Origin of the sequence: Paenibacillus algorifonticola, assembly GCF_050481745.1 — a bacterium.
Lineage (GTDB): Bacteria > Bacillota > Bacilli > Paenibacillales > Paenibacillaceae > Pristimantibacillus > Pristimantibacillus algorifonticola_A.
This window is the reverse complement of record NZ_JBCNGR010000012.1, coordinates 23,019-46,754: the sequence shown is the minus strand read 5'-3', so window position 1 is coordinate 46,754 and position 23,736 is coordinate 23,019. Positions and strand designations below refer to the sequence as shown.

The 23,736-nt window shown below is 46.1% G+C and carries 26 protein-coding genes; 3 read left to right on the top strand and 23 right to left on the bottom strand.

All coding sequences use genetic code 11. The features are described from left to right. Window positions 1-253: 253 nt before the first annotated feature. The 18 genes from ilvB to ABEW34_RS13615 form a co-directional block, all read right to left on the bottom strand. Window positions 254-1,984 carry a biosynthetic-type acetolactate synthase large subunit gene (ilvB, locus tag ABEW34_RS13700; protein WP_430159582.1) on the bottom strand — a complete coding sequence of 577 codons (1,731 nt, stop codon included), beginning with the start codon at window positions 1,982-1,984 and terminating at the stop codon, window positions 254-256. An 826-nt stretch (window positions 1,985-2,810) separates the two neighbouring features. Beyond that, window positions 2,811-3,590 (bottom strand): ABC transporter ATP-binding protein, encoded by a 780-nt coding sequence (locus ABEW34_RS13695; protein WP_430159580.1) that lies wholly within the window; start codon window positions 3,588-3,590, stop codon window positions 2,811-2,813. 51 nt (window positions 3,591-3,641) lie between these two features. Next, on the bottom strand, window positions 3,642-4,523 hold the full coding sequence (locus ABEW34_RS13690; protein ID WP_430159578.1) for an ATP-binding cassette domain-containing protein: 882 nt from the start codon (window positions 4,521-4,523) through the stop codon (window positions 3,642-3,644). 51 nt (window positions 4,524-4,574) lie between these two features. Further along, window positions 4,575-5,444, bottom strand: coding sequence for a nickel transporter permease (gene nikC / locus ABEW34_RS13685; RefSeq protein WP_430159576.1), 870 nt, complete (start codon window positions 5,442-5,444; stop codon window positions 4,575-4,577). Then, entirely contained in the window at window positions 5,444-6,382 is a 939-nt protein-coding gene (gene nikB, locus ABEW34_RS13680; RefSeq protein ID WP_430159695.1) for a nickel ABC transporter permease, read from the bottom strand. The genes nikC and nikB overlap by 1 nt, the downstream gene beginning before the upstream one ends. Before the next feature lie 4 nt (window positions 6,383-6,386). Continuing rightward, window positions 6,387-7,991, bottom strand: coding sequence for a nickel ABC transporter substrate-binding protein (nikA, locus tag ABEW34_RS13675; RefSeq protein ID WP_430159573.1), 1,605 nt, complete (start codon window positions 7,989-7,991; stop codon window positions 6,387-6,389). 297 nt (window positions 7,992-8,288) lie between these two features. After that, window positions 8,289-8,795, bottom strand: a complete 507-nt coding sequence (locus tag ABEW34_RS13670) for a hypothetical protein (RefSeq protein ID WP_430159571.1) — start codon at window positions 8,793-8,795, stop codon at window positions 8,289-8,291. Window positions 8,796-8,877: 82 nt separating this feature from the next. Next, the gene (locus ABEW34_RS13665) at window positions 8,878-9,486 is read right to left on the bottom strand and encodes a YdeI/OmpD-associated family protein (protein ID WP_430159569.1); all 609 of its coding nucleotides are present in this window, start codon (window positions 9,484-9,486) and stop codon (window positions 8,878-8,880) included. Window positions 9,487-9,802: 316 nt separating this feature from the next. Continuing rightward, the gene (locus ABEW34_RS13660) at window positions 9,803-10,462 is read right to left on the bottom strand and encodes a type 1 glutamine amidotransferase domain-containing protein (RefSeq protein WP_430159567.1); all 660 of its coding nucleotides are present in this window, start codon (window positions 10,460-10,462) and stop codon (window positions 9,803-9,805) included. Window positions 10,463-10,599: 137 nt separating this feature from the next. Next, window positions 10,600-11,484: a LysR family transcriptional regulator gene (locus tag ABEW34_RS13655; RefSeq protein WP_430159565.1), complete on the bottom strand. Its 885-nt coding sequence runs from the start codon at window positions 11,482-11,484 to the stop codon at window positions 10,600-10,602. A gap of 271 nt (window positions 11,485-11,755) precedes the next feature. Continuing rightward, window positions 11,756-12,241 carry a MarR family transcriptional regulator gene (locus tag ABEW34_RS13650; RefSeq protein ID WP_430159563.1) on the bottom strand — a complete coding sequence of 162 codons (486 nt, stop codon included), beginning with the start codon at window positions 12,239-12,241 and terminating at the stop codon, window positions 11,756-11,758. A 36-nt stretch (window positions 12,242-12,277) separates the two neighbouring features. Continuing rightward, a complete protein-coding gene (locus tag ABEW34_RS13645; protein ID WP_430159560.1) occupies window positions 12,278-13,192 on the bottom strand; it encodes a DMT family transporter in 915 nt (304 codons plus the stop codon). 101 nt (window positions 13,193-13,293) lie between these two features. Beyond that, window positions 13,294-14,793, bottom strand: coding sequence for a monooxygenase (locus tag ABEW34_RS13640; RefSeq protein ID WP_430159557.1), 1,500 nt, complete (start codon window positions 14,791-14,793; stop codon window positions 13,294-13,296). A 17-nt stretch (window positions 14,794-14,810) separates the two neighbouring features. Continuing rightward, window positions 14,811-15,215 carry a RidA family protein gene (locus tag ABEW34_RS13635; protein ID WP_430159555.1) on the bottom strand — a complete coding sequence of 135 codons (405 nt, stop codon included), beginning with the start codon at window positions 15,213-15,215 and terminating at the stop codon, window positions 14,811-14,813. Window positions 15,216-15,271: 56 nt separating this feature from the next. Beyond that, window positions 15,272-15,631 (bottom strand): hypothetical protein, encoded by a 360-nt coding sequence (locus tag ABEW34_RS13630; protein ID WP_430159552.1) that lies wholly within the window; start codon window positions 15,629-15,631, stop codon window positions 15,272-15,274. Continuing rightward, window positions 15,631-15,957 (bottom strand): hypothetical protein, encoded by a 327-nt coding sequence (locus ABEW34_RS13625; protein WP_430159549.1) that lies wholly within the window; start codon window positions 15,955-15,957, stop codon window positions 15,631-15,633. Before ABEW34_RS13625 ends, ABEW34_RS13630 begins: the two co-directional genes overlap by 1 nt. Before the next feature lie 31 nt (window positions 15,958-15,988). After that, window positions 15,989-16,978 carry a carbon-nitrogen hydrolase family protein gene (locus ABEW34_RS13620; RefSeq protein ID WP_430159546.1) on the bottom strand — a complete coding sequence of 330 codons (990 nt, stop codon included), beginning with the start codon at window positions 16,976-16,978 and terminating at the stop codon, window positions 15,989-15,991. Between the two features lie 169 nt (window positions 16,979-17,147). Beyond that, a complete protein-coding gene (locus tag ABEW34_RS13615; RefSeq protein ID WP_430159543.1) occupies window positions 17,148-17,927 on the bottom strand; it encodes an IclR family transcriptional regulator in 780 nt (259 codons plus the stop codon). Between the two features lie 281 nt (window positions 17,928-18,208). On the opposite strand from ABEW34_RS13615, the gene ABEW34_RS13610 reads away from it, so the two are divergent. The 3 genes from ABEW34_RS13610 (at window position 18,209) to ABEW34_RS13600 (ending at window position 20,710) form a co-directional block, all read left to right on the top strand. Then, window positions 18,209-18,937, top strand: a complete 729-nt coding sequence (locus ABEW34_RS13610; protein WP_430159541.1) for an alpha/beta fold hydrolase — start codon at window positions 18,209-18,211, stop codon at window positions 18,935-18,937. A gap of 514 nt (window positions 18,938-19,451) precedes the next feature. After that, window positions 19,452-20,099: a metal-dependent hydrolase gene (locus tag ABEW34_RS13605; RefSeq protein WP_430159539.1), complete on the top strand. Its 648-nt coding sequence runs from the start codon at window positions 19,452-19,454 to the stop codon at window positions 20,097-20,099. A 71-nt stretch (window positions 20,100-20,170) separates the two neighbouring features. Next, a complete protein-coding gene (locus tag ABEW34_RS13600) occupies window positions 20,171-20,710 on the top strand; it encodes a GNAT family N-acetyltransferase (protein WP_430159692.1) in 540 nt (179 codons plus the stop codon). A 141-nt stretch (window positions 20,711-20,851) separates the two neighbouring features. Here the strand turns inward: ABEW34_RS13600 and ABEW34_RS13595 are convergent, their stop codons facing one another. The 5 genes from ABEW34_RS13595 to ABEW34_RS13575 form a co-directional block, all read right to left on the bottom strand. Further along, on the bottom strand, window positions 20,852-21,394 hold the full coding sequence (locus ABEW34_RS13595; protein WP_430159536.1) for a histidine phosphatase family protein: 543 nt from the start codon (window positions 21,392-21,394) through the stop codon (window positions 20,852-20,854). A 29-nt stretch (window positions 21,395-21,423) separates the two neighbouring features. Further along, window positions 21,424-22,194 carry a metallophosphoesterase gene (locus tag ABEW34_RS13590; protein ID WP_430159533.1) on the bottom strand — a complete coding sequence of 257 codons (771 nt, stop codon included), beginning with the start codon at window positions 22,192-22,194 and terminating at the stop codon, window positions 21,424-21,426. Between the two features lie 256 nt (window positions 22,195-22,450). Beyond that, window positions 22,451-22,873, bottom strand: a complete 423-nt coding sequence (locus ABEW34_RS13585; protein WP_430159530.1) for a VOC family protein — start codon at window positions 22,871-22,873, stop codon at window positions 22,451-22,453. Between the two features lie 113 nt (window positions 22,874-22,986). Next, a complete protein-coding gene (locus tag ABEW34_RS13580) occupies window positions 22,987-23,328 on the bottom strand; it encodes a hypothetical protein (protein ID WP_430159528.1) in 342 nt (113 codons plus the stop codon). A 75-nt stretch (window positions 23,329-23,403) separates the two neighbouring features. Then, window positions 23,404-23,685, bottom strand: a complete 282-nt coding sequence (locus ABEW34_RS13575; RefSeq protein ID WP_430159525.1) for a LexA family protein — start codon at window positions 23,683-23,685, stop codon at window positions 23,404-23,406. Between the last annotated feature and the right edge of the window lie 51 nt (window positions 23,686-23,736).

Sequence of the window (23,736 nt, the reverse complement as noted above, 5' to 3'; positions counted from 1 at the left end):
GAGCAGCCATGCCGAGTTCGACACCCGCTCCATTCCTCTTCATTGTAAACGATGAAAGCTGACACTGACAAAGCCAATCCGCACAAAACGACAGCATTTATTTAATCACCTAAAATAGATTGCCGATCAGCCGCCGATTTTGTCGATTTCGGTCATTAATGCCATTAATTATTGTCCGAAAATCCCATCGAAATTCGCCAAGGGGCGAACCAATTACTTATTTAACCTCATTAATCAAATTGATTGTGCAAGCTTATTCAAAATCTCCCATAATCATCTGATCCAATGTCGTTCCGGCTAAAACCATCGGATATACATTCTCTTCGGTCGGCACGACAAACTCAACAAGTACAGGTCCCGGTGTCTGTAATGCCTCTTCCCATACGCGAATAGCCTCTTCTTTATTGTTTGCTCTTAGCCCTTTAATGCCATACGCTTCAGCAAGTTTAATGAAGTCGGGGCTGCCAGCAAGATCGATCTGGCTATAGCGCCTTTCGTACATGAGCTCCTGCTGCTGTTTAACCATGCCCAGCACTTGATTGTTAATCACGACGATTTTAACGGGAATTTGGTTGATTGAACAAATCGCCATTTCTTGCGCACACATCTGCATGCCACCGTCACCATTTATTGAAACGACTAGACGCTCTGGATTTCCGATTTGAGCACCGATTGCAGCGGGGAAGCCAAAGCCCATCGTCCCAAGGCCTCCGGATGTAATGAGTGAGCGGGGATGCTTGAATTTGTAAAATTGCGCTGTCCACATTTGATGCTGCCCTACGTCCGTCGTAATAATCGCATTTCCTTGCGTCGTCTCATGAATCATTTCAATAACAAACTGTGGTTTAAGCTCCGTATCGGAATCGTTGTACTTCAATGGATACAACCTTTTATTTTGCTTCACTTCAGCAATCCAACTGCTGGAATCGGAAGCTACCGCGAGCGTATTGGCATATTGCAGCACTGCCTTTATATCTCCGATGCACGCAATATCCGTTTTAATATTTTTGCCAATTTCAGCCGGATCGATATCAATATGGGCAATCCATTTCGCCTGTGGAGCGAAGCCATCCAGCTTCATCGTTACCCGGTCATCAAATCGTGAACCGACGGAAAGGATCAGGTCGGCGTTTTGGATAGCCATGTTCGCCGCGTAAGTACCATGATGGCCCGGCATACCCAGCCATAAATGATGTGCACTTGGGAAGCCGCCCAAACCGAGCAAAGTCGTCGCAACAGGAATATTGGTTTTGTTCGCAAACGCGATAAGCTCCTCGGAGGCATTTGAATAAACGACGCCTCCTCCGGCTATAATAACAGGTTTTTGAGCTTGGGCAATCACCTCGATTAATCGATCTATTTCCGCAGGGTTCGTTGTTGGATTGCCATGATAACCGCGTATATGAATAGGGCTGGCGGGCTGAGCCGGTATTTTCTGATTGGATACGTCTTTTGGGATGTCGATTAAAACCGGCCCTTTCCTACCCGTGCTTGCGATATGAAACGCTTCATGGACAATTCGCGGCAGCTCCTTTGCGTCACGAACCAGATAGCTATGCTTTGTGATTGACATCGTCATGCTAACGATATCCGCTTCCTGAAAGGCGTCCGTACCCATTACCGCTGTTGATACATTGCCCGTAATTATGACTAAGGGTACAGAATCGTAATAGGCCGTCGCAATGCCGGTCACTAAATTCGTTGCGCCTGGGCCTGATGTGGCGATGCATACACCCACTTTCCCAGTTGACCTCGCATAGCCGTCAGCCGCATGAATGGCCCCTTGCTCATGCCTGGTCAAAATATGCTTGAAATCCCGATTATGAACCATCGCGTCATAGATATTAAGCACATTTCCACCCGGGTATCCAAATACACAATCCACCCCTTCCATCAGCAAGCCGCTTAATAGCATCTCCGATCCGGTTGCCCATTTCTGATTCTGCTGCTGTAATTCGCTCGTAAGTGTAGATGATTTATCCATGTGACTGCCTCCTTAAAATATAAATAGCCCCTCTCATCCGCAAGCGACGGCAAACTTCTGCCATGCTGAAGGGACGAAAGGGGCAATCATTTCGTGGTACCACCCTGATTCACTGAAATCCTGCGATTTCAGTCTCAAGAGGTAAGGCAATGCCTTACCTGCCGCACGGTAACGTGTGCCATTCCGTTTGAGTCTACTCACGGGTGCCTAATATATTCAGGCCCCGCTTTCCATCAAAAGCTCCGAGACGACAGCATACAAGGATTACGGCAAAGGTCTCAGCACTCCCCCTGCTCTCTGAACATAATCGCCTATGTATGTTTTCTCTTCCTCGCTTTTCCTATTTTTGAAAACAGAAAAACCCCTCTCATCCACAAGCGATGGCAAACTTCTGCCATGCTGAAGGGACGAAAGGGGAAAAATTTCGTGGTACCACCCTGATTCACTGAAATCCTGCGATTTCAGTCTCATGAGATAAGGCATTGCCTTACCTGCCGCACGATAACGTGTGCCATTCCGTTTGAGTCTACTCACGGTTGCCATGCATATTCAGGCTCAGGCTCCGCTTTCCATCAAAAGCTCCGAGACGACAGCATACAAGGATTACGGCAAAGGTCTCAGCACTCCCCCTGCTCTCTGAACATAATCACCTTCGTACGTTTTCTCTTCCTCGCTTTTTAAGATGGTTTTGATATTAGCATAGTTTCTAAAATGTTTCAAACAATAATTTTCTGATAAGTTTGATAACTAGCAAAACAGCCTATATTTGTTCCGTATTTTGTTCCATCACTCTACTCCGTTTTTTATGCTGTTTCAGGCAGGGCGACTAGCTTGCCGCCTCTACCAGGAGCTTGGTATAGGAATGCCTTTCCGGGTATGTCAACTCGGAGCTCGCAAACTCGTCAATCATTTCCCCGTCCTTCATGACGATCATGCGGTCGCTCATATATTGGACGGAAGCAATATCATGAGAAATAAACAAATAGGACATGCCTAGCGTGTGCTTTAAGCTTTTGAGCAGCTGCAAAATTTGCGCCTGAACGGAAACGTCGAGGCTAGAGGTTGGCTCGTCACAGACGAGCAGCTTCGGGTTCAGGCTGATGCCACGTGCAATGGCGACCCGCTGCCGCTGCCCGCCGCTAAGCTCATGCGGATAACGGTTCAGATGATCCAGCGGCAGGCCGACCAGCGCTAGCAGCTGCGCTGCCATACCAAGCCTATCTGAGCGATCCCCCGTCAGAAAAGGCGGCATCACCTCTGGAAAATTATCAAGAGGTTCCATAATCGAACGCCAAATGGGCATTTTGCTGTTAAGCGCGGCGTTCGGGTCCTGAAATACGACCTGCACATGCTGCCGCTGCTGTCTAAGCGCTGCCCCCTTTAGCTGAAGCAGCGGAATCCCATCCAGCCATACCTCACCGCTATCCGGCCGCTCCAGCGCCAAAATCACCTTGCCTAATGTGCTTTTGCCGCTTCCGCTTTCCCCTACAATGCCAACGCACTCGCCCCTTGCCATTTGCAGGGAAATTTCTTTCAGCGCATAAACCTGCTCCTTCGATTTCCTGAAGGTTTTACATAAACGCTCTACGCGCAACAAAGGCTGCACCGCTTCTCACCTCCTGATTTCTCATAGATAAATTTTTAATAAATAGATTATTTAAGTAATATATGGCCTTGCATTCAGCAGCTGCTGCGTATACTCATGATGGCAGTGATACAAAATATGCTCTGCTGTATCCAGCTCGACAATATGGCCGTCCTTCATGACGGCTATCGTCGAAGCTCGTTTCACAACATGCCTCAGATCATGGGAAATGAGCAGTACCGAGCAGCCCGTTCGCTTCTGAAGACTGGCAAGCACACCCAGCACCTTTTCGCCGGAAATGACATCAAGCGCCGTTGTCGGCTCATCGGCAATAAGCAGCGCAGGCTGCAGCATCATCGCCGCAGCGATGGCAGCCCGTTGCAGCTGCCCTCCGCTCAATTGAAACGGATAGCTGCTGTAGACACGCTTCGCGGGCAGGCCTACCTGCTCCAGCCATTCCAGCGCCTGTACCTTCGCCTGCCGACTTGTCAGCTTCTCATGAGAGCGCAGCGTTTCATTCATCTGCTTGCCAACCGTAATAAATGGCGTAAAGCTCTCCTGATAATTTTGAAAAATAAAACCGATTTCGCGTCCACGCAAACCCCGCCGCTTCTTATCGCTCCAATCCAAAACATTGTCGCCACAAAAGCGAATTTCCCCGCTGTTTATAGCGAGCGAACCGGACATCAAGCCAAGCACGGCGCTCGCCGTTACACTTTTGCCGCTGCCGCTTTCCCCTACGAGTGCAAGTGTCTCGCCTCTAGGGATGACGAAGCTAACGCCATGAACGAGCGGGCGCTGCTGCTTCCCCTGGCGCGAGAAGATTTGCAGCTGTGAAACCTCAAGCACTGGTGCTTCAACAGCAGCCAGTACTGAAGCGGCATTTTCCTGTTGCACCTTTTCCGTATGAGCTTTTTCCATATGCGCCATTTCCTTACCCTTTATTTGCGGCATCAGGTCATACGCCTCCCTTCCCTTACTGCCCTTACTGCCCTTTTAGCGATATTAACGGCTGCGGACATCCAGCGCCTCGCGCAGACCTTCACCGAGCAGATTGCAGGCAATGACGATGGCCATAATGGCAAGTCCCGGATAAATCATAAGCTGCGGCGCAGATTGAAAATAAGGCCGGCCATCATTGAGCATGGCGCCCCATTCCGGCGTTGGCGGCTGTGCGCCAAGTCCCAGATAGGAGAGCATCGAGATGATCATAATGATTTTCCCAATATCCAGTGCCGCAAGCACGACAACGGGAGAAATCATTTGCGGAAGCAAGTGGCGGTGCAAAATCGTCCAAGTGCTGCATCCCGCAACCTTAGCCGCCAGCACATATTCCTTCTCTCGCTCAGATAATGCGACACTTCGCACGACCCGGGCGTAGCCGATCCATTTTACAAGCACAATGGCAAAAATTAAATTAGGCAGGCTGGGCCCGAGGAAGCCGGCAAACGCGATAGCAAATATAAATTCCGGCAGTGCCCCCATTCCATCTACAAGCCGCATAATAATCGTATCGAAGCGTCCGCCGATATAGCCCGAAATCAGCCCGAGCGGTACGCCTAGCACGATTACTGTGACAATGACGATGGCGGAAATGCCGAGCGTAAGCTGCGCACCTATTACAAGCCTTGTGAAAATGCACCGTCCGAGATGATCCGTTCCTAGCGGGTATTGCCAGCTTGGCGAAAGCAGCCGCTCCCCCATTTGCACCGTTAAGGGATCATTTTGGACGATCATCGGCCCGAAGAGCGCTAGCAGCACGATGATTCCAAGCAAGCCCATGCCCAGCATCATCGTACGGTTTTGCAGCATTCGCCGCCCCGCATCGTTTCGTCTAAGCGGAAGCGAAAGCTCCGCGGTTATTTTCCCATCCATTAGGCAGCTCCTTTCCCTAAGTGAATGCGCGGATCTAGCAAGCTGTAGCTGAGGTCAACAAGCAGATTGACGACGACAACGAATAGCCCAGTCGCCAGTACGTACCCTTGAATGATCGGATAATCCCGTTCAAAAATCGCTTCAAGCGCCAAGCTTCCAAGGCCAGGCCAAGCAAATAGCGTTTCAATGACGACAGATCCTGCGAGCAAATTGCCGAAGCTGACACCGAACACCGTAATAACCGGAAGCAGCGCGGCACGCAGTGCATGTCCCATCAAGATGCGCCGTTCAGCCAGGCCGCGTGCCCTCGCTGCTTTAATATAATCCTGAGACAAGCTGTCCAGCAGCCCGGAGCGCAGCAACCTTGCATAGACAGCGGCCATTGCAAAGCCGAGTGTAATGGATGGCAAAATCATATGGGCGAAGCTGCCCTTGCCGCTTGTTGGCAGCCATCCGAGCTTTAAGGAAAATAAGTAAATAAGCAGCAGCCCCATCCAAAAACTCGGAATCGAAGCCCCAATGAGTGCCAGTACCCGGCTTACATGATCCGGCCAGCGGTTGGGATAGCGTGAAGCAATGAGGCCGAGCGGCAGTGCTATGGCTACCATAACGACCAAGCCGCTAGCTGTCAGCAGAATCGTCGCAGGCAGCTTATCCAGCAGCTCATCCAGCACCGGACGGCCTTTTAAATACGAAGTGCCTAGATCAAGCTGGATTAGCCCGAGCATCCATTTTCCGTATTGCACAAGTACGGGCTGATCGAAGCCAAGCTCCTCGCGAAGCGCAGCCTCATCGGCCTGTGTAATCGCCATTTCATCGGCATGCAGCAAAGTAAGCACAGGGTCGCCAGGAGCGAGCTTCATCAGAATGAAAATAACTAAAGATAAAATAAACAGTACAAATACGAGTTGAATCAAACGTTTTTTTATGAGCTGCAGCACATTAAGACACATCCATTTTATTGGTTACTAAATAATATTCTTCAGGTCCTGGCGCCCAGCCAGTCACCCTCTTGTTCATGCCTACAATTACGTTGGGATATACCGCATAAGAATGCATCGCCTGCGTTTTAATTACCTGAACAGCTGCTTGGGTCAGCTTGGCGCGTTCTGCTACGTCTCCCGTAGCATTCAGCTGCGCGATGATCGTACTCAGTTCATCGTTGCTGATATTAGCCGGATTAAGCGAACCGCCTACCATAAACGCCGAGTTAAGGAAAAAGCCCCCGTCTCCGCGCGGTGCCGTCAAATTGCTGTAAGTGGCCAAATCCCAATCGTTATTTTCGCGCAAATACGTATCTACATTTTCTACTGTTTTTATCGTTAGCGTTACACCGATTTTGGCGGCATCGGATTGCAGAAGCTGGGCAATGAGCGGAAGCTCTGGCCGACCTTTATAAGTAACGAGCTCAAGCGTCAGCGGCTTCCCATCCTTCTCCAGCTTGCCGCTGCTGCCTTGCGCATAGCCAGCCTGTTCGAGCAGCAGCTTTGCTTTTTCCGTATCGAGCGGCTGAACCGCTTCCTGGCTGCCGAAAGGCAAATTTGCATTAAACGGGCCATTGGCAGGAGAAGCGTTGCCCAGCATGACGTCCTTCGCCATGCTTTCACGGTCAATGAGCAAGTCCAGCGCCTGTCTGACCAGTACGTCTTTTAAAGCGGACTGCTGCTGATTATAAAGCAGGAAATGCGCTCGCAAGCCGGCAAGCGACTCTATCTTTAAATTTTGATCCTGCTTAATGACGTCGACCATTTCTGCTGGAAGCTGAAAAGCCAGATCAGCCTCCTTCGCTTGAAGCGCCAGCGCCCGAACATTGCCGTCCTCATTAAATTTGAACGTAATTTCCTCAAGCAGCGCTGCACCGTCCCAATAGCTGTCATAACGGGCAAGGTTTATTTCCATATTCGGCGTAAAACCTTTTATTTGAAAAGGTCCCGTACCAATTGGCGCCTTATTGAACGCTTCAGTACCCATCGTTTTTTCAGCAGCCACATCGATAATGCCGCTATATGGGTTAACAAGCTCAGAAGGAAAAGCCGGCAGTGGCTCCGTTGTCGTGATTGTAAGCTCTTGGCCTTCTGCTTTTATCGAAGCAATCTTTAGTGTTGTGTCCAGCGCCTTGTTCACGGCTATGCCGCGTTCGAGCGAAGCCTTAACAGCAGCTGCGTCAAGCTTGGCGCCATTATGAAAGGTAATGCCCTCGCGGATCGTAAAACGCCACGTTGCGGCATCTACCGACTCCCATTTGGATGCCAGCCACGGCTGAAGCTCCAGCTTATCATCCATACGCACAAGCGTTTCAACAACACCCGCTTTCAAAACAATATAATCATTATGCGGGTCAAGACTTCCGCTCTTGAAATGGTAGAGCAGCGTCAGCTTTTTTTTCGCCTTGCCTTCCGCAGCACCTGCTGATCTTTGACCCGTATTCCCCGCTTCTGATAATGAATTTACAGATTTTCCACAGCCTGCAATGACTATAGACAGGATGAGCAGCAGGATGGTGAAAAATAATAGTTTATTCGCTCTGTTCCCCTTCAACAATCGCATAACCAAACTCCCTCTCCCTTTCGGGTATGTATTTCTCGTTAAATATATGTAATCATTACGATTAGAGCTCAAATAAAAAACGAGCTGGAAAGCTCGTTTTTTATTCGTAATATTTACTATCAGAAATAATACCATGGCCTTCATTGACGTGTCAATCGATTGTCATCAACTTTTTTTAATGCAAAATAAAAAGCTGCTATGCATAATCGCATAACAGCTTCTCTTGCAGCTATTCATCAAGTCCAGAGTTAGGGTTATGTGTTCCTTGGCTCGAATGCCCCGGATTCACACTCTGGCTTACGGGATATATTGCTGAACAATTTTCACAATTTCCCCGTCTTTAATCGTAATGTGATAAGGGAAATTTTTCAGATGAAATGGATCATCGGAATTCATAATCGAGACGAATTTGTCAACGGTGATCGGCTCATTCCATTGAATGTCTGCTTCTGCTGCATTGCCCGTACGATTGTAAATTTGCATGAATACTTCAGCATCTGCTGCAATCGGCAGGGCGTGAAGCTGAGGATCGTCATTGACAATGTAGTAGCCATCTGGTGCATCCGTCATTTCAGCATCTTGCTCATGCTGGCGAAACTGAATGTTCGCCGCCTCTCCTTCGTACCACTGAATTTCATCATATGTAACGACGAAGGCATTATTTTGTTTCATTATATGATCCATGTAGACGGTCGTTTGATTAATCGGGCTGCTGGATGCATTACCTTTGCCATTATCTACGGCTAAACCTAGTGTTAATAAACAAGTGATGGCGAGTGCTGCGCTGAGAAATGCTTTTTTCATATTGTACCGCTCCCTTACTCGTTTCTATGCTTATAACTATACAACGTAGATGCGGCGAAAAGTGTTGCAAAAAAGAAACAAATTAATTTTTTTCTTTTCCTCTTTTGACGATTGGCGTGAATTGCTGCAGGGTTCGTCCGCTGGCGGAGTATTCAATCAAGGTGCGAAGCCGCTTGCTGCGCGTCTCCTGTCTTTTGGCGCTAATCACCCACCACAGGGCCGTTTTCTGATACGTTGCACGCTGCTCCTGAAAATAGCTCCATGCCGCTGCCTGCTCTCTGAAAGCTGCTTCTTCCGCTGGCGCCAAAGCAATATGCTCCGGCTTCTGCTCATATGCATAAACAGCAGATTTCGCTTCCTTGCGACGTTCATAAGCAGCAAGCCCTGCTGGCTGCATTAGTCCGCTTTCACTTAGCTCCGTAACACGCTGGATATTAACAGAGCTCCAGATACTGCCTTTTTTCCGCGGCGTAAAGCGTATTTTGTAATTTTCTTCATCTATGCTTTTGCGAATGCCGTCAATCCAGCCAAAGCATAGCGCTTCATCTACTGACTCGGGCCAGCTAATGGATGCCTTCCCGCTGCTTTTTTTACGAAAACCGACCCAAAGCATCGCCTCCTGCTCATGATTATGCTCCAGCCAGCTGCGCCATTCGTCAGGCGTTTCAAAAAACATAATTGGTTCTTCCATCTTAAGCCCTCCCCACTTGGAAAATACGAAAGAAATGATACTGTGGTGTCATAATTGTTGAGAAAGGTACCCTTGAGGTAGAGCTCCAGATTTCAACTAGGAGTTTTCTTGCTTGCAAAGGATTCAATTCACTGTCGTTGATACATCGGGGGCAATAAAAAAGCCTGCTGAGGTTTCTCAGCAGGTTGATGAACTTGGCTAGTAGCAATACTCTTAATCCTTGAATTATTCAGGTTTGAAGCCATGTCTGGAAGCGAATCCATCATGATGAATATGGTCATCCTGAATGCACCCGCTTTTTAATCAGCGTCTTCGATTAACCAAGTTTTTCAATGACCGCTTTTGTTACCGCCAGCGTAGACTGAGGATTTTGTCCTGTAATAAGGTTTCCGTCCACTTCATAATGCGAGGACCAATTCGGAGCTGCAACAAAAATAGCACCTAATTCACGAAGCCGGCTTTCCAGCAGAAACGGAAGATCAGGAGCCAATGAAGTCTCCGCTTCTTCTCTGTCCGTAAAGGCATTAACCCGTTTGCCGGCAACGAGCGGAAGCCCATTCGATAATGTAGTCCCAACCAATGCGGCCGGTCCATGACAAACAGCGGCAACCGTTTTATTTCCTTCATAGAATTCGCGCAGCAACGTCTGGAGCTTCTGATTTTTTGGAAGATCATACATCGCTCCGTGGCCGCCCGGCAAGAAAATTGCATCGAAATCATCACTAGCGACATCATTTAGACTTACGGTGTTTTCCAAATATCGTTCCGCATCTAAAATTTCTTCGGATGTGTCGGCCCCAATGCTGCCGGGATCAACCGGGGCTTTTCCGCCTTGCAGGCTTGCTACCGTAATTTCATATCCTTGTTTAAGGAATTCCAGGTATGACTCGGCAAACTCCGATAACCAAACACCCGTCGGCTTGCCTTCTTTAATTTCTGTATGACTGGTGATAACAATCAATACTTTTTTAGCCATATATTTGATAAACCTCCCGTTATTGGTTTGCGATACAACCCCATTCTACAGTCGAATATCCTATAAAACAAATTATAAAATGACTATGTATTTATAAATATATTTATAAGTTGGAATGATATACGATCAATCAATTTCTAAAGCTTACCTTCTACCTGCTCTTGAATGATTTTCATGATCTCTCTCAATTGAATCAGGTGACCGTGCTTAGGCTTATAGGCGAAAAATAAATCGTTGCTTACTTTTAATTCGCAAAAAATAACCTTTGATTGGGCCGTATACGCCGATTTATTCAAGATGTACGTGGGAATGACACCTATGCCTGCTCCATTTTCTATCGCCTTGAGCATCATGTGTAAATTCGGAATAACATGAGTGGGTTGAATAAGCGGCCGTTGTTTAAAATGCTCTCGCCAAATTCTTCTGATCATCGGCAATTCCAGCCCGTAACTGATCCAGCTTTGGGAGGAAAGCCACTGCTCTTTAAGCTTTAAGTTCTCTGTATGTAGGACCTCATAATGGTTAGGAGCAACAATGACAAATTGTTCTTCCATCAACTTTACATAATCAATTCCCGGAATTTGAAACTTTTTCGAAGTAATGATCAGATCCAATTGATCTTCTTTCAGCAAATTCAACAGTTGTTCGGCCGTTCCGAAATGGGTAATGGAGCATGTCTTCAACTGTTGAAGCTTAGTAAGGATGTATTCGCTATAAAATTCATGCGCTGATCCAATTTTGATGACGGACAGCGTAGGGCAAGAAGCGGAGGTGAAACTTAATGTGCTTTCCTCTAGCGCCTCAATCAAAGGGGCCAACTGCGAATATAATTGTTTCCCACGTTCCGTTGGCACCATTTTTCTTGAAATACGGAAAAATAGAGCTTCCCCCACCTCCGCTTCCAGCGCAGCTAAGTGCTGACTCATGGCTGGTTGTGTCATGATCCGAATTTTTGCAGCCTCCGAAACGGAATTATGCTTGTAAATATGGATAAAACTTCTGTACCATTCAAAATCAGCCATGTTCCTTTACTCCTTTGGTTTCATATACCTCTTACTTTCTATCATACCATTTACCCTATGGCTGAATCCCTGATCTCATCACTGCTAGGTAACACTCTCCCAAATTGTAATGGAGAGCCCGCCTGAATGGATTTCACTCCGCTCTGAGGATTATCTCATAGACAGTGAAGGAACGCAGGTGGGGAGGACCTTACGCTTACTTATTTTCTTCCATATAAAAACGGCATCTTGTTTTAAGCTGCCGTTTTTGTTCATATACCATACAAATTGCTTAATAATCCCATTGCGTTAAGTCTTGCATTAGGTTTCTCGCAAAATTGAGCTGTTCATCTGTGTATTTATCCAAAAACTTCATAAATCGCTCTTCAATTTCATGATGGATACGATTGTGAATAAGATGAACTTTTTGGCCTTTTGGAGTCAATCTATAATAAACTTCTTTTTTATTATCGTTAATCTGCTGTCTTTTTACCAATTCAAGCTTCAACAGCTTTTTACTAATTCTTGTGATGGAGCCTTTCGTTAATCCGGTTTTTTCGGAAATGGAGGTTACATTGATCGGGGAGAAATTTCCGATGCATGCGATTAGGTGAATATCCGACAGAGTCAGTTTGTTCTTTTCACCAAATTCCTTTTCGAAATTTTGCATTTCTTCGCGCATTCGGACTGCGAACTTGCTATCCCTCATCTCCTGTTGGCTAACAAGTTGTATAAAGTTTTTGAATATCCACTGTTTAGATAGATCTGTTGGCTGCATCCGTTTCGTCTCCTCTATGCATGACGCTCCTCTCCATTATACATGATTGTTTTGCACAAAACATTCATGGCGGCCTGATTTCGGAGTCCTCGTCGACAAGATAATTCCGCAAATGGTGACAAGGGCGCCAATTAGCTGAGCCGTTCCTATTTTTTCGCCCGATAAGGCAGATATGGCCATCGTTGAGATGGGAACGATATTAAAAAACAACGACGTTTTATTAGCGCCGATACGTGATATACCTTGATTCCACCATAAATAAGCTAGTACAGAACAGAATAAAGCCATAAAGATCACGGCTAGCCATGCTTCCATGACCTTAGCTGAAGTGGCTTCCCCCGTCGTAATAGAAGAGTAAGGCAGAAAGAACAATGCACCTACTGCCATTGTTATGGCGGTTGTTGCAAGAGGCGAGCCGTTACCGACATATTTTTTGCCGAGGATTCCATACAAAGACCAGAGTGTAGTTGCAAGCAATACGTATAAGTCACCTTTCGAGATCAGTCCCAGTTCAGTCAGCAAACCATTCGTAAGAACTAATAACACTCCCAAGAAAGAGATCACGATTCCTCCAAGTTGACGAAAGTTTATTTTCTCCTTTAATAAGATAACAGATAGGCAAATCGTGAGCATTGGATTGGTAGCTGTTATTAATGATGTGTTGATGGGGCTTGTAGCCTCTAACCCTTTAAACAAGAAAATATTCATTAAAAAGATCCCGACGATCCCCATTAGGAGATAAATCAGAGCATAGGGCTTGATCAATGACCAGGTGGGTCGCTCCTTTACCCAGTACAAAGCGAGAATGATCACACCAGCTATAATAAATCGCCAAGCTGCCACTTGTGTCGGGCTCATCACTTCTATAGCAATCTTTCCGGCGTTAAAGTTTGCTCCCCAAAAAATGGCTGATAATGTGAGCGTAATATAAACAACTGGAACTTTCTTCATATGGCCTCCCCCAATTAAAAAGCTTCTGCCCGGAAAGCTTTGGTTAAAATGCTTCCGGGCAGAATATTGTTTCGCCAAAAACAATATAGGCAAAGAAAGGCTTAACCTCTGCTTATTTGCTTAATTCCTTGCTCCATTCGGTTAATTAAATCAGCTTCGGTTGCAGAAATTGCCCATGCAATATATCCGTCCGGTCTAATCAATACAGTGTGTACATTTTCCCAGCCTTTGGCTTGTTCAGCCAAAGTTGCACTTACGAATTTGAAATGTTGGTGCTGCAGATGACTAACGATGTCTTCTGTTACTTTATCCGAAGCTAGATTCAATAATATATATTTACCATCACGGAATAGCTCATAACTACTGAAGACATCGCCATTCTGTGAAAGTAATTTAATCTCTGCAAGTCGGCTGCCATTCAGAAGATGTGACGATACATTCTCTTGTTCATTGTAATGAACATCCACGGCCGCAATTTGACAGGCTAAGCGATAGTTTGCATCCGGACTTTGCAACAAATCCGAAATCATTTTGCGAAGGTGAATTGTTGTAGGTGAAAAATCGGTGCCGAACAATAGGGTTTGTACTCTTGTATTCCGAAGTAATGCCGTATTAACAGGGAACCGTTCCGCATGGTAACTGTCCAGCAGCACCTCGGGAGCCCATCCTTTCACTTCGGCAGCTAGTTTCCATCCAAGATTCATGGCTTCTTGCAAGCCCACATTCATTCCTTGTCCGCCGGCTGGGAAATGAATATGAGCGGCGTCCCCCGCAAGGAACAGCCTTCCTTCCCTATAGCGCTCCGCTTGACGGGTTGCATTGCCGAATCGAGTCATCCAGTAGGGATCAGAAATCCCGTAATCATCCCCTAACATGCGGATCATACCCGAGCGCAGTTCCTCCAAAGTAACGGGCTCGTCCTTCGGTATTGCATTTCTTTCCGGATCGATAAAGACGACACGGTGCATCTCCTTCGTGACGGGGACAATCATAATCATTCCTTTTTCATTAAAGCTGGAAACGACGCTCGTTTGCGGCGGATTTTTTAATATGACATCTCCTTGAACCGCAGTAAGTGTTGCATCCGTTCCGTTAAAGGCAATGTTGGCCTGCTTTCTTACCATACTGCCTGCTCCGTCGGCGCCAACCGCATAAGCTGCCGTTAATGTAATTTGACCGCTAGCTCCGGAAGCAATAACCTCGACAGAATCAGAGCTCTGAGTTACCGATAATACTTCCATTCCGCGGCGAATATCAGCACCAAGTTCCTTCGCTCTCTGTTCTAGCACCTTTTCCGTTTCCGACTGGGCGATAAACAAGGAATAATTAGAGGAAGAGTCGATGACTGTAAAGTCCAATCGAGTTTCCAAACCTGCAAAATGGCCTGTAGGGAGAGGTTTGCCAATCTTCAACAATTCCGATTTCAATCCCCGCAAGTCCAACATCTCCAATGTACGGGGATGGATGCTAAGCGCCCGCGAATAAGGCGAAGTGTCCTCTAGTTTTTCCAATACGCAAACCTTAACATCAGCCAATGCCAGTTCCTCAGCCAACATCATTCCAACGGGTCCTCCACCAATTACAATAACGTCATAATTCATTTTTATTTGCTCCTCTCTTAGTGTGAAATGGATACGATTGCATCGACTTCGACTAACCATTCTTCAAAGCCAAGCGCCTGAACGCCTATAAAGGTACTTGCCGTAAGCGGCCACTGATCGCCGAATGCTTCAAAGCCTGCCCTAAAAATCGAATCAACCAATTCGGGCTTATGGTTCACGACATGGATTTTCATTTGTACGATATTTTCCGGCCCGGTCGCAATTGCTTCCAATGCGAGCTTTACGTTAGTAAACACTTGCTTGGCCTGCAGCCCGTAGTCCCCCTTTCCGATAAGCTCTCCCTTTTCATTTAACGCGACTTGCCCGGAAATAAAGGCTAGCTGAGAAACGGGAGCAACGACGATTTGAGATATCAGACTCGTCACTGTACTCGTAAGGGTATCGGGGTTTATTTTCTTCATATGAAATCCTCCAATTTTATTTTGCGCAAAACAAAATTCTTTCAATAGATTCTCATTTATCCATCCAGAGAGCGATCGAGTACATTAGAGCGCATATCTCGGAGTACCCAGGTTAAGGAATCATCGGGGATCAGATATCCCCCCACTCCGTCTGTAAACAAGATGTCGTAGATACGGCGGCAAGCAGCATCCAATGCCTCATTGTTCGTATCTTCCTCTATGGGCGATGGAAGAAGGATCGTAATGGTATCCGGTTCTTGGGATATAATTTCAATTCGAAATTCCCCTTCAGGTACCGTGCCTGATCCAAAATACTCATCCAATCCTGCTTTTGGATCGGTCATTAAGCGCTGGCGGGCAGCTTGATCTTGTTGAAGCAATCGGTAATGCCCAGTAAAAATATCATGTTGATCCATTAGGGGTTATTCCTCCTATAGCTTTGTCGCATCGCCAAAAGTTGTACTTTCAGCCTCTGAGGCATGATCCAGACGAACAACTCTGCACTCTGCCACAGATCCATTTGATTAATGACCGTATCGGCTTTTTTCGGCTCCTCTGAATAAGGCGGAATAACGTAGTATAAGGTGTCTCTCCTTTGCCTCCGAATGTCAAGCTTAACATTTCCGGGCACTTCTACCCCTATTTGCAGCAGCGCTCGATGCGGATCCGTTTCAATCATTTCAGCAAACAAAGGGTCTCTCCATGCGAGTTCGGTAATTTTCCGTTCAAGACTGCTATTCATGATTTTAATTAATCCTCTCCGACAATTGTTGTTAGCTATTTTGAATAGCTTCGTATCCGAAAACATTGGGTTTTGATTCGCCGATCACCTTTACGGGCTCATGAACGGATTTATCGAAAGTTAAGCTTAAGAAGCCGGGAGTGGAATAATGTCCCGCATGATCGATCAGGAATTTGCCGGGAATGATTTGTTTGAGATCAATGTCCGCATACACGATACCTTCCTCGTCATGCTCTAGCGTATTGCTGATCACATGACCGTTCGGCGCGATGATCTTCGCGAAGCCGTATCCAATCTTCATATAGTTTCTTTGGTACTCGGTTTCTCCGAGCATATCTCTCATTTCTTCTGTCCAAATCTGGGAAGCCAACAGACAGAAGGTTTGATTAGATATCGCGTAATACTTCGTTGCAATTTCACACGCCTCGATGCTGAACAAATGACCATCATATGGTAATCCTGTTGGCCATGATGCAACATGCACCTGTTCGTTCATGGAAGCCATTGCCGAGAGATTTAGTGGGATGAGGTGCTCCCAACATTGCAATCCGCCGAGATTGCCATACTCCGTCTCGAACACGGACATCATGCTTCCATCGCCATCGCCCCAAATCATCTTCTCCGCATTCGTTGCTTTTAATTTACGGTGTTTGCCGATTAAGTCGCCTTTCGGATTAAACCATAACTGCGTCAGATATAAGGAACCCCGATCTTTCTCGGTGACCGATACGCAGAAATAAACCTTGTTGCGTTTGGCGGCTTCAGATAACTTCCGAATGGATTTGCTTGGGATTTCAACGGAGTTCTCGTACAGCCTAATGTAGTGCTTCATTCCATAGTCGGCATTGCCAAGCCATATCCACCAAGGGTATCCCGGTACGAACGCTTCCGGAAAAGCAATAACCTTAGCACCGTTAGCTGCGGCCTCATCCACAAGCCTGCACGTTTTGTCGATTGTAGCATCCAGATCCAAATAGACGGCTGCAGCTTGAACGGCAGCTGCTTTGAAAGCTTGAGTCATTTTTGAACAACTCCTATTCTTTAGTTTTTAATTAGTTCACTATTAGTGTACGATATACACTATTAGTGATTTTAGCTCATTATAATTCAACTTTGTTTCTCATGCAAGGAAAAGTTACATAAAAAAAAGACACTGCGGTCGATGTCGACGAGCGCAGTGTCTTTTTTTCCTATGTCAGTTGATTGGTTATTTGATTCGCTTTCTCCCTAAGCTTAAGTAAATCAATTGAGGATGGACTAGTGTCGATTTCTCCAGTAAATCCAATGAGACAAAGTGCGGCAACCATGTTTCCCGTATAGTCAAAAATCGGACTTGCTACTGACATGCTCCCAGGTATTCCGCCAAACAGCGTATTGCGAAAGGAAACTCCTTCCTCTCGAATCGTCTGCAATTCCTGCTTCACCATCTGCTCGTCAAGTTGATAATTCTCGATCTCCCGTTGTATTAATGGCTGAACCTGCGAGAACGGAAGAAAAGCGGCAAAACACTTACCAAGGGCCGTCATCAACAATGGAAAACGATAACCAGCTTGAATTTCGACCTGTATCGGTTTATCGCTTCGTTCATATTCAGCAATTATGGGCCCTTCCTCGCTCCAGATGGCAAGCGCTACGGCGTGATTGATTTGTTTGCTGAATTCGCGGATATGAGGTTTGGCGATTTTGACAACATCGAATTGTTGGAGCGCGACCAAGCCCAACTCGATTAGGGATGGCCCCATGGCGTAAGACGAGTCTTTTTTATTCTGAATAAGAGCGCCGACTCTTGTAAAACTAACCAGGTATTTATGAATTTTATTCTTCGGCATATCCATTCTTTTGGACAGCTCCGATACGGACAAGGGAACCTTCGCCTCTTTAAAACATTTCAATATGGAAAAAGCGGTCTCAAGAGATTGGATTCCCTGAGAGGAGGAAATTAATCGAGTTGGAGCTTCCATCTCTTTCATGCATTCACCCTGCCTTAAAGTAGTGTTCTAGCCCATACATTTGTTGATGTTGTCTAAATAGTAATAGATTTGATATTATTTCGCAAGGAAGGGATAAGGACGTTTATCTAGGCCACACGCGAAATGTTTTTCACCCCCTCCCCTTTTTTTGTGAATTAAGCTGACATATCTCCTGAAAATAGTTGCAAAATAGATAATCATCGTTATAATGATGTTAAAATCATTCACACATAGTGAGAGTATACACTAATGGTGAACAATAATAGGAGGGTGAACGTACTATGTTTTACGATGCAGAGATTTCAGAAAATCCATCGGTCGTCCTCATTCATGGTTCTTGGTTAGGGGGATGGAGTTGGAGAGAAGTCGCCAATCAATTGGCTGCCAAAGGGTATCGTGTTCTGGCTCCGACTTTAACTGGGCTTGGCGAACGCAAACATCTGCTGACTGGGGACATTAATTTATCCGTGCATATTGAGGATATCGTAAATCTTATATTGTTCGAGAACATTACGAACGTTGTGCTGGTCGGTCACAGCTATGGAGCAATGGTTGCTGCGGGAGCCGCAGATCGTTTGTTCGATCGAGTCAGTTGCGATATCGTAATTGTAGACGGTTTTATTACCGATACAGGCGAGTCTGTCGTAGACCATTATCCAGAGGTATATTCCCTCATGCAGCATTACTTGTCATCGAACCCCTCCTTAGTTGAGCCTCCGCCTGTAGCGACATTTGGATTAAACGATACCGAAATCTCTGCAGCCATTACTCCCCTCCTAACCAGAATGCCGCTATTAACACATACGGAGAAACTCAACTACTCCTTGGATAAACAAGCACAAATGTCCCGTTCTTATATTTGTTGCATGGAATTTCCCATGTTTCATCAAACGGCTTCTGAGGCAGCCGAACATGGTTGGCGCAGTTTTGAAATTAGCGCAGGCCATCTGGCTCCACTTACTCATCCGAAACAAATTGCTGAATTAATCATTGCTTCAATCCATTCATAACATTAATTTTATTGGATTAGAATCACATAAAGCCCGTTTAGCTTTACGTCTGACGCTTGTCAATAGGACATTGTCCTCAAGCGAGGACCTTCGTCGACCACCCCAATCGATGCAGCGTCTCTAGTTGTCCACGTTCAATTATACTAAGATGGGAGTAGCTCATGTTGGATTCACCTGTAAATGATGGTTGTGTAGTAACTTCCATTTTACACGAATCCATTCATGGGCTTTTTTGTTTTATTCAAACCCATTCACTTGGCAATGGCAAGAGGATTGATTCTGTACGCTAGTCCAATCAAGCTAACCTATAATCTCCCTTTTTCTCATCTGACGAATTCATTACATAAGGACTGGTCTTATTTTATGCATACAGATGTATTCTGAAACTTTTCTCAAAAATTATGATGTCGCACAGATACGCACCCTTGTTCCCTTCGGCTATTTCTTGTATAATAACATAGCGAACATACGTTTGAATACATAACTGGATAAAAGCCAGGCAATAGGAGGAACAATGAAAGGCACGACACATCTTACGATTGGCATGGTTATTGGAGCCGGTGCAGCAGCTTATTATTCCTTCTCCCCTGCGAATGCGGCTGCTTATGTAGCCGTTGCCGCGATCTCCGCCTTAAGCGCGGATCTTGATGGCCCTAGTATTTTGAGCAGCAAGCTTGGCAAAGTATCCAAGCTCATTCATGATTTGCTCATTTGGGGCGGCGTTATTATGATTGCGATCGTCAGCTATTTGTATGTGGTGAATCATACGGTGGGCTGGAAGCTGCTTGTCGCTTCCGTTGGCGTTGTGCTGCTAGGGCTCGTCGCGAAGCGCGGCGTCATCCGCAATGCACTTGTCAGCGCTATCGGCGGGGCCTTTGTGTATGGCGGTTTCTATTTCGGTATGAACTGGCTTATCGGCCTTGGCGCTTTCGTCGCCTTGGCACCTTGGCTCAAGCATCGCGGCATGACCCATACGGTATGGGCTACAGCTGCATGGGGCGCGATCGCCTGGGGATTGGAGCAGCAGCTTCATCTGGAGGGCATTATGCGAGTTGCAGTCATTGGATATTTATCCCATTTATTTGCAGATACGTTGACGCCGAGCGGGGTCAAATGGCTTTATCCACTATACAAGAAGCCTTTTAAGCTTAGTATTTTTTAATTGCCGGCTTCTATTCCAGAGATGCGCCTCTGATTTCAGGGGGCGCTTTAGAAAGGAGCAACCATCCATTGATGACAATAAAGCACAACATTTACTTAAAACCTCTTGAGCTTCCTGATGCAGAGGCCATGCTTGTACTTAGATTAAGCAATCAAGCCTTCCTCCAGCCTGTAGATCCCGTCCACCCCAACAACTTCCTGACCCTGGAAGGCCAGCAGGAGCATATTGCTCTAGGCCTACAGAAGCAGGCTGAAGCTGCAGCTTATCCATTCGGCATTATGCTGGGGCAGCAGTTAATCGGGCGAATTGAGTTGTCTAATGTGATACGGGGACCCTTGCAAAATGCCAATGTCGGTTATTTTCTCGATCGCGCCCATCAAGGCAATGGTTATGTATCGGAGGCCGTTCGTTTGGTCATCACCTTTGCTTTCGAGCAGCTTGACCTCCATCGCCTTCAAGCTGGGGTGATGCCGAGAAACACGCCGTCCATTCGTGTTCTGGAGCGTGCTGGCTTTCGCCAAGAGGGGCTCGCCCTTCGCTATTTGAAAATTAATGGCGTGTGGGAGGATCACCTCCTCTTCGCCTTAACAGCCGAGGAATATACGTCCTAATACACGGGATATTCCCCGAACAAGCGAGACGCATCGTTTATTCTGCTTCTTTTAGCGAGCATACGATGCGTTTTTTGCAATAGAAAAAAAGCAGCTCGTTTTCCTCATAAGGATAAGCTGCTTACCGTATTTTTTATTTAGCTAATCAGCCATTAGTGATTTGAATTCAAACGTTCTATAGTCCCCATTAGCTGATGAGTACTTCGTAATATTTCCATCATCCGGTATGCCATTGAAGTAAGCACCGATACAGCCCGTTGTACAAGCATGTCCGGATATTAAAATATTAACCTCCTTGCCTTCATTCTTCGCCTCAAGCTCACCCATAAAACTAAAAATTCGCTCAGCAAAATGCTCGGTCTCTTCGACTCCTTTATAGACGCTAGAATCAGGAGTAAAGCCTTTCATTTTCACTTCGCTTGTCTTTAATCTATCCGCTTCCCCTAAATCGAAAGCATCGAGCCTCGCATCAATAATGACGGTGGCACCGGTTGCTATTTCAGCTGTTTGCACAGCTCTTTCTTGCGGAGAGGAAAATACAAAATGAAAGGTGACGTCCTGCAGCCTCTCTCTTAGCTGCTCCGCTTGCATTAATCCATGCTCATTTAAAGGCAGCCCCGACCTTCCTTGCATTCTTTGCTCCTTGTTATAATCGGTTTGTCCATGTCTAACGACATAAATCATCGGTATGGTCCCCCTTTGTTATAGCTGTTCTACAGCTGATGCATCGTTACTTCACTGCGAATGAGGAATCTGGCATTGGGCTCGGTCTGGCTAATACCTTTGGAAATATAGAAGGTGCCGTTGCTCCATTTGTGCTGGCCTTTATAAATGCCGGAAGCAGCAAGCTTGCCCTTGTTAATAAACCGGAACAGGAACGGAACATTAAACTGCATGCCATGAAAATGCCCCGCCATCAGATAATCATAGGAATGCTTAATATGCAGCACCGTATTCGGATCGTGTGCGAGCACAATAATAGGCTTTGACGGGTCAACGTGGAGAAAAGCTCGTCCCGGCTTGCTCTTATTGCTGCTCCAATCGTCAATGCCAACCAGTTGAAATGCGCCTAAATCGATGCTCTCATTAGTCAGAACGATAACGCCTTCCCGCTCCAGGAGCTTCTTCAGCTCGCGCACTCCGGAAGGCTTTATTCGATGGTCATGATTGCCATACACCGCATAAACCGGAATGCCGCCCGCGCAAATCTCCTTCACATACTGCCTAACCTTCGGTAAATAACGCAGCTTCTGGGTAAAGTCTCCGGTGAGAAATATGTATGCCGGCTGTTCCCTTGCAATCAGCTTCTGGATTCGCCTTGGGCTGATGCGAATATTTTCAACATGCAGGTCACTAATTTGCAGCACCTTGAGCCCTAGTCCCGCCGGATAATGGTATCGCTCCACTTTAAACCACTGCGTCGGCAATATCAAAAATAAATAAAACAGCAGCGCAAGTGCTGCAATTCCAATAACAACGACCATGCAACCCCTCCTTACTGCTAAAACCGCCAACAAGGTGAAACGGCTGACTCCGTCCTTTATCGGCGCAGCGCGTTTCAGTCCGAGAAATGTAGAGAAAGGATGGCGACATCATATCCTTTCCTATATTTTAAAAATAGCGGCCCGCCTTCATCATGGGAGGCCATAAGCCGGAACAACCGAAGGCATCACCTTCGGCTGTCGCAGCATTTTTGACATAAGATGTTGATTCTTGCTTATAGCCTGCCGATTGCTTTGCTTACAGCTGATTGTCACCTGTGCTTTGGAAAAACTCAATGATTTCGCCATTCAAGCCTTTAACGAAAGCAATTTTCACTGGAGTTGGCGGATTGTCGCCGAGTACAACTTCCTTCGTCTCTACCGTTACTACTGCGCCAGCTGCTACTGCCGACTGAACCGCCAGCTCTATATTTTCGGAGCGGTAAGCTAAATGGAAATAGGAGCCTTCGTCCGCCACCGGCGCTTTGCCGCCAGCGAATACTTCGAGATAGTTGCCATCGCCGCTATCCAGCATAATAACGCGGCCATCTCCTTCACCCCAGCTATGTCGTGGCGTAAAGCCAAGTCCTTCTGTATAAAATTTCACGGTTGCTTCAAAGTCAAATGCGCGCAGCGCAATATGATGAAGGCCGCCGCCGCCAATTTTAGCATTTTTATTCATTGGATGTTGTCCTCTCCCAGAAACGAAATGAAGTACCCTTTTAGAATACCCGATTTTTAGGCGGCTGGGCAACCCTGCCATTAGCATCAGCAATGAAGAACAAACATAAATACCTAAACGCAAAAAACTGACATAGCAATCAACTGCCATACTTCCTCGATATCACAAATCTGAATTACAAACTGATGAATATCACCTAATAAAAACTGAGGAGTGGACTTTTCGCCTCTCAGTTTATTTATTTTTTCCTTTACTGTAGGTAACTGTATACCGAAATGATTTGGCCGTTCAGGGCTAACTACTAATTCTATGGAAGCGATCGACAGGCTGATAATGTGATTATCGAAATCTTCGGACATGTAGTGAAGAAAGGGGAGAGTAACCGGCACATAAATATAATCTTGAACCCAATCAATCCCGCCTTGTTTAAACTTGAGTATCATCCATACTGGCACGAGTTCTGCTTCTATATAATCAAAATAATCAAAGAAAACTGATCATTTAGCCTTCACACGTCAAACTCAACTTTCTTAACTTGACCTGTTGTAAACCCGTTTTAAAGTCCCCTCGTCTCCACTTACAATAACAACCCCTATTTTCCCATGCTCACAATGGTTTTGGCATTTAACCAGAACACGCTTACCCTCACGGATACCTTCATCGAGCATGGAATCATCTTTGACAATTAAATAAAAGTAATCACCATCCTTAACGGATTCTTTGGATACATCTTTATATTCAATAATTCGTTGCTCTGTTATTGAATCATAGCCAGCACAATTTCCCTTCCTCCAAATTATAAATATTAGCATAGCCACCGACCTGTATATTTTCATCAACCAGCACAGTTTGCTTTAGCCTGT